We start from the raw sequence: 5,224 nt of genomic DNA, 5'->3' as shown, positions 1-5,224 counted from the left end.
TCGTCCTCGACCGCCATCTCCACCCCGTCTCGCCGGAGCGCTCAGGCTACCGCGCCATCATGCGCCCGAGAAACCAGCCGAAAGGCAGATCAGCCGAGGCTCACCGTGCGGGCGGGACGACGGTTACCATCCAATACGCCTTAGCGAAGGACCACCCTGGCGGCCTGTTCGATTTTGTGCGTCGGACGCCGGGTCTCGACGGCAGCGCGCTTCGCTTCAAGTCCATCGCGGCGCTGCGGCGGCACTGCCAAGAGAACGGCATCGAGATCGCTGGCGACCTGCATGGCTGTCCGGGGGAGCAAGGCGTTCCGCGGACCGGAAGCGGCATCCTGTAGTCCCACAAGCTGGGTCTATGCCGACGAGGCGGCTGCGAGCCCCCTGCCTGTAGCAATATCGAGCGCCCTCTGCCCTGGCGCCAGCCGGGCCGCGCGGAGCAAAAAGGGAACGATCCGCCGCGTCATCTCGCCGACGCTCCGGTCGTACCCCGCTGCCGCAGTCTGGTGAAAATGGAGTTCGGCCATAGGTCATGTCGTCCCTGCGGTGCATCTACACCCCGGGCAGTCCGTCCCGTTGGTCGGCGTCAGCGCCGCCCGCTGGCGATCCTCACCTCCACCGTGACCTCAATAGGCGCGCCTGTGTCGCCCACGTCACGGCGCGCCTCCTCCCGCACGGCCCGCCGGATGTCTTCCGGTAAGGCCATGTACTCCTGCCCCACGTTCCCTGCGCCCGCCTCGACCCCACCGAAGTAGGCGTCGAAGGAGGGGAATTCGATCCGCAGCGTTTCAGCGGAGGTCTCGACCTCGCGGAAGCCCGCGGCCTCAAACAAGCCAATCAAGCGCGCCTCATCGCCAAGGGAAAAGAAGCGCCCCGCCTTCGCCGCCTTGGAGGCTACATGACGGCCGATGATGACAAGGACGCGGCTGATCAACGACCGCTCCGGCGTGGTGTTGACGGACGCCGCGGCCCGCCCGCCTGGGCGAAGGACGCGGCGGAACTCCGACAGGCCGCGTGCCGGGTCTGGGAAGTACATCAGCCCCATATTGCACAGCACGGCATCGACGCTCCGGTCGGGAAGGGTGAGGCGCTGGCCATCCTCGACCGCGAAGGAGACGTTTGGCAGGCTGCCCAACCTCGCCCGCGCCCGCTCGACCATGGCGGAGGAGATGTCGGTCGCGATCACGTGGCCCGACGGCCCTATGGCCTCCGCTGCCGCCTCCGCGGCGATCCCCGTGCCCGTGGCGGTGTCGAGGACCCGCATGCCGGGCGCGAGGCGGGCGACGCGCAGCAGAGGCGGTATGAGTTGCCGGGTCATGAGCCCGACGGCGCTGTCGTACCCGGCGGCGGCGGTCTCGCGGAACTGGAGTTCGGTCATCGGCCACCCACCTTCGTCGGTCTCTTCCGGCCCAGGGACGCTGCGCCTCCGCGCCTCCACTCGGCGCTCCAGTGTGGCGGATACGCGCCCGATCAGGCGTTCGGTGCCCGGTACGTGGCCTGCTTGTCCTTGACCATCTGCATGGCCCGCTGCGCCTCCTGCGCGGTCATGAGCGGGTGGGTCTCGAACCGCGCGAAGGCGCCGGACGCGCTCGCCCGCATGCTAGTCGCCGCGGCGGACGCGTAGTCGGGGAACTCCACGATGGCGAGGCCGTCGTACTCGCCCAGCATGAAGTAGTAGTGGTGCAGCTTGCCGCCGAAGCTCTCGATGACTTCGCGGGCGGGTGGCTCGCGGTCCTGCGGCCTCTCAGCCATCGCCTTGATGGTGGCGTCCTTGAACATCCAGCGCATCTCGTAGAGCGGCATGGGTGCCTCCCAGGCTTTGTTGCTTTCTCTGTTTCCCAGCCATGGAACGCTGCGCCTGCGGCAACGGAACAGTCAATGACGGCCGGCAGCAGCCGCGATGTTCGAACCGGTTTCGCGGGCGTTGGTTCTTCGCGCCATCCGGCCTGGGGATCGGCTGTCGGCAATCTCGCGGATCAGCTTTTGCGCCGTCCCGATTATGCGATCGTTCGCGCCGCCGTGAGCACAGGTCATGCGTGACAGTGCAGGATATGGTGGCCGAACTTTCGAGATCGTCCTGTCGGGCGGCGAGCGGCGCCATGAACCGCGTCAGCGAGTCTTCCGCCGATCAACGGTTCTGCGCCACAGCCCGCGGGCAGCCTTGACCGGGGACGAAGACTCCTCCTTGCGAGGTATTGGCGCCATTCGGCAAACGATCCGCGCCGAACACCAGCAGGCACCCGCCGGGCACTGGTGAAGCGTAGACGATACCCACGGGGTCGACTGGCCGCGTCACGGGCTGGAAACGTAGCTGCGGCTGGGCTTCGCCGGCCGGTGCAGCCGGCGAAGGTGTCTGGCCCGAGGCTGGAACAGCGGCGCAGAGCAATACAGCGGTGATAACTGTACGCATTCTCATAGCTCCGTTGGCTGAATGTTTAGGTGTAAGCTGGACTACAGCTTCGAGCCGCAGCTTCGGTTGTACTGGCGGCACCTTCATAGGCGGGACGCACCACGCTCACCCGAGGTGCCGGCTCGTTGGGGTTTACATCGCTCCATCCGGCGGGCCAGTATTCCTTTGCTTGAGGGAGAGCGTCACATGGCCACCGGCACCGTCAAATGGTTCAACATGCAAAAGGGCTTCGGCTTCATCCAGCCCGAGGACGGAGGCAAGGATGTGTTTGTCCACATCACCGCCGTCCAGGCCGCTGGGCTGCAAAGCCTCAACGACGGGGCGAAAGTCTCCTATGAGGTAGTGCGCGAGCGCGGCAAAGAGGCTGCCGCGAACCTCAGGCTCGCCTGAGGCATAGCGCGTTGGGTTCTCGCCCGGCGCGCTAGGATCGCTGCCGTCGGTGATCACTCCGCGCGACGGCACGAGACGAGACTTCAGGCTCCTCCCGCCATGAATAACTGCCCATGGCCTTCAGGTAAGTTCCGTAAGTGCGGCCGTCGCAGCCTTGCTCGGGACCGGAGCCGGGATGCCGACGATAGACCGTTCCGCGGCGGCCGCGGCCGCCTCGACGACGGCGGCAACCAGTTCCGGCGCGCCGTGGTGAACCATGTGGCCGAGGCCGGGTACGATATGGAAGTCGCTGTGCGGCAGGGCGCGGTGGAGCCGGGCCGACTGCCGTTCCACATCGACGATCTTGTCCTCTGCGCCAACCACGATCGAGACCGGCATGCGCCGCAGTTCGCCATAGCGCTCCGCGACTGCTGCTGCCCTTGGCGTCATTGTCGCGGCGTCCTCGGCACTGGCCCTGATCTGCGAGGGACGGAGCATCATCGGGATGGGTATCGCTTCGGTAAAGGACGGCGGTACCGAGGCGGGTGCAAACATCGTCTTGATCATTTTCGGAGCGATCAGTCGCCCGAGCAGCGGCCCCACTGTGTAGCGAACCACATCGCCGATGATTGGGATGGCGGGCGGGGAGAAAATCGCCACATCCGCGCGTGCGGTCGGGAAGTGGTAGCCCGAGGCCAGCACGAGCCCGGACACCGCCTTGGGGTGGTCAAGGCCAAGGGCCACGGCGACCAGCGCGCCCCAGGAATGCCCGACCACCACTGGCCGCTCGACCCCAAGCCGGGCGAATGCCTCAGCCAGAACTGCGGCTTGTGCTTCGGCTGTCCAGAGCCGGTCGCGCGGGCGCTCGCTGTAGCCATAGCCGGGCCGGTCGAAGGCAAGGACCCGGTGCCGCTCAGCCACGAGATCGAACACGCCGCTGGCAATCCAGTCTTCGGCGCGGACAGCGTTGCCGTGCAGCAGCACCACCGGCGGGGCATCGGTCCGCCCGCCTTCGAGGTAGTGCAACCGGATGCCCCTGGCCTTGATAAAGCGGCCCCGTGGCGGATGCTTCCGCTCGGCCCGGCGCGCGCTGGCGCGGACTTGCAGGGCGGCGGCGGCGAGGACGACAGCCGTGGCGGCGAGCGCGATCGCCGCGCGAGAGGGGGCCATAGGTGTTCCTCAGGTTCGGGAGCGCTTCACCCCCGGCAGATCAGGCTGGCCGCTAGGGAGGCGTCAACGCCCGATGTTGACGTGCAGCATAGATAAACGGTCGTCGTCCGCTCGGGGTTCCGCCAAGGCGGGGCTTCCGCCATGCCAAGGGTCAGGTCAGAGCGTCCTGACCGCCGGGCGCAGGCGATCGGTGGCGGGCATAGCGCGGGCGAGACAACGCGCTGCGAAGCCCGAGATGGCCTCGTCATACGCGGCGCTGCATTCAAGGAAGCCAGGGCGACGGAAGCCAGGGTGACCTGCCGGTTTGACCATCACCAGTTCGGCATTCGGGATCACCCGCTGCATCTCCTCACTGGCGCACGCCAGGGTGAGCTTGTCGTGGTCGCTGGTGATGATGAGCGTCGGGACGGTGATCGTGGGCAGCGTGGCGGTCTCGTCCCACCGCAGCATGGCCAGGATACCCTTGGCCAGCACACCCGGGTGCTGCTTGGTGGTAAAGCGGGCCGCGAAGTCCAACCGCCCTCGGGTCTCCTGCCCGCTGAACGAGGCCCAGCTTGTCGTCGTGTGCGCCCAGCCATTGAGGTAGCTTATCGAGTTCATGGCCCAGACCAGCGGCTAGAGCACAGTTGTCAGGTGGAGCAGCGGCGCCAAGACGGGCCAGCGGAGGGTGCGTAGCAGACCGCCTGTGCAAATGGTGTTGCCCGTCTGTCCGTCTCGCCATTGTCAGTAGTTTTATTCGCTTCAGCGGAACAACTCATCTCAAGCGGCGTTGGCTCGGTGCCCTCGAAAGAGGGGCTTTGGGAGAACGACCATGTACACTCGCGTTCTAACGGCGGCTTTGCTCGCCGCCGCCATAGCTGCTCCGGCCATCGCGCAGACAACTACTGGCACACCTCCCGGAACCACATCTGCTCGGACAGACGACCGCGACGACGATTTTGATTGGGGCTGGATCGGTCTACTAGGTTTGGCGGGTCTGGCGCCATTGTTCATGCGGAAGGACCGTCAGGGGAACGTGCACGCTAACACACGCTGATTTTGAGATTGACGGGAACGCGGCTGTAGCTTGGCCTCTCCGTCACTTCGATCAGGATATCGGCTCGTTTGGTTGCGGCGGCCGCAAGTCTTAGTCGCAGCATCCATGGCGGGCAGATTGAAGTGGTCCCCATCGGTCGGACAGTTTGGCGGCCTGGATAAGCTCGGTCCTGGTTGTCGTCAGGCCGCCAATTTGGCCATCTCGTCCGCCCCATAGGTCTCGTCGGGGGTCTGCCCGGCCAGCGC

General features: G+C 66.3%; 8 protein-coding genes. 4 read left to right on the top strand and 4 right to left on the bottom strand.

Going from position 1 to position 5,224, the window contains the following annotated elements:
* Positions 1-335 (top strand): hypothetical protein (locus H7965_RS28515; protein ID WP_186773901.1); only part of this gene is annotated, 335 nt, incomplete at its 5' end.
* A 245-nt stretch (positions 336-580) separates the two neighbouring features.
* Here the strand turns inward: H7965_RS28515 and H7965_RS28510 are convergent.
* Both H7965_RS28510 and H7965_RS28505 read right to left on the bottom strand, forming a co-directional pair.
* Positions 581-1,372 carry a class I SAM-dependent methyltransferase gene (locus H7965_RS28510; protein WP_186773900.1) on the bottom strand — a complete coding sequence of 264 codons (792 nt, stop codon included), beginning with the start codon at positions 1,370-1,372 and terminating at the stop codon, positions 581-583.
* Positions 1,373-1,464: 92 nt separating this feature from the next.
* A complete protein-coding gene (locus tag H7965_RS28505) occupies positions 1,465-1,797 on the bottom strand; it encodes a GYD domain-containing protein (protein ID WP_186773899.1) in 333 nt (110 codons plus the stop codon).
* 75 nt (positions 1,798-1,872) lie between these two features.
* On the opposite strand from H7965_RS28505, the gene H7965_RS28500 reads away from it, so the two are divergent.
* Both H7965_RS28500 and H7965_RS28495 read left to right on the top strand, forming a co-directional pair.
* Positions 1,873-2,034 (top strand): hypothetical protein, encoded by a 162-nt coding sequence (locus H7965_RS28500; RefSeq protein WP_186773898.1) that lies wholly within the window; start codon positions 1,873-1,875, stop codon positions 2,032-2,034.
* Positions 2,035-2,590: 556 nt separating this feature from the next.
* The gene (locus H7965_RS28495; protein ID WP_186773897.1) at positions 2,591-2,794 is read left to right on the top strand and encodes a cold-shock protein; all 204 of its coding nucleotides are present in this window, start codon (positions 2,591-2,593) and stop codon (positions 2,792-2,794) included.
* 120 nt (positions 2,795-2,914) lie between these two features.
* On the opposite strand, the gene H7965_RS28490 is transcribed toward H7965_RS28495, so the two are convergent.
* The gene (locus H7965_RS28490) at positions 2,915-3,943 is read right to left on the bottom strand and encodes an alpha/beta fold hydrolase (RefSeq protein ID WP_186773896.1); all 1,029 of its coding nucleotides are present in this window, start codon (positions 3,941-3,943) and stop codon (positions 2,915-2,917) included.
* A 156-nt stretch (positions 3,944-4,099) separates the two neighbouring features.
* Entirely contained in the window at positions 4,100-4,459 is a 360-nt protein-coding gene (locus tag H7965_RS28485; protein ID WP_186773895.1) for an alpha/beta fold hydrolase, read from the bottom strand.
* A gap of 295 nt (positions 4,460-4,754) precedes the next feature.
* Between H7965_RS28485 and H7965_RS32135 the strand changes: the two genes are divergently transcribed.
* Positions 4,755-4,979: a WGxxGxxG family protein gene (locus tag H7965_RS32135; RefSeq protein ID WP_186773894.1), complete on the top strand. Its 225-nt coding sequence runs from the start codon at positions 4,755-4,757 to the stop codon at positions 4,977-4,979.
* The last annotated feature ends 245 nt before the right edge of the window (positions 4,980-5,224 follow it).

The sequence above is a fragment of the Siccirubricoccus deserti genome (assembly GCF_014283215.1).
GTDB classification, from domain to species: Bacteria; Pseudomonadota; Alphaproteobacteria; order Acetobacterales; family Acetobacteraceae; genus Siccirubricoccus; species Siccirubricoccus deserti.
Note: the sequence above shows the minus strand (reverse complement) of the source record. Positions and strands in the feature narration are given on the sequence as shown.

Excerpts from the sequence above, each read along its gene's own strand:
- H7965_RS28510 (WP_186773900.1), bottom strand. The coding sequence starts at position 1,372 with ATGACCGAACTCCAGTTCCGCGAGACCGCCGCCGCCGGGTACGACAGC.
- H7965_RS32135 (WP_186773894.1), top strand. The coding sequence starts at position 4,755 with ATGTACACTCGCGTTCTAACGGCGGCTTTGCTCGCCGCCGCCATAGCT.
- H7965_RS28495 (WP_186773897.1), top strand. The coding sequence starts at position 2,591 with ATGGCCACCGGCACCGTCAAATGGTTCAACATGCAAAAGGGCTTCGGC.
- H7965_RS28490 (WP_186773896.1), bottom strand. The coding sequence starts at position 3,943 with ATGGCCCCCTCTCGCGCGGCGATCGCGCTCGCCGCCACGGCTGTCGTC.
- H7965_RS28505 (WP_186773899.1), bottom strand. The coding sequence starts at position 1,797 with ATGCCGCTCTACGAGATGCGCTGGATGTTCAAGGACGCCACCATCAAG.
- H7965_RS28500 (WP_186773898.1), top strand. The coding sequence starts at position 1,873 with ATGACGGCCGGCAGCAGCCGCGATGTTCGAACCGGTTTCGCGGGCGTT.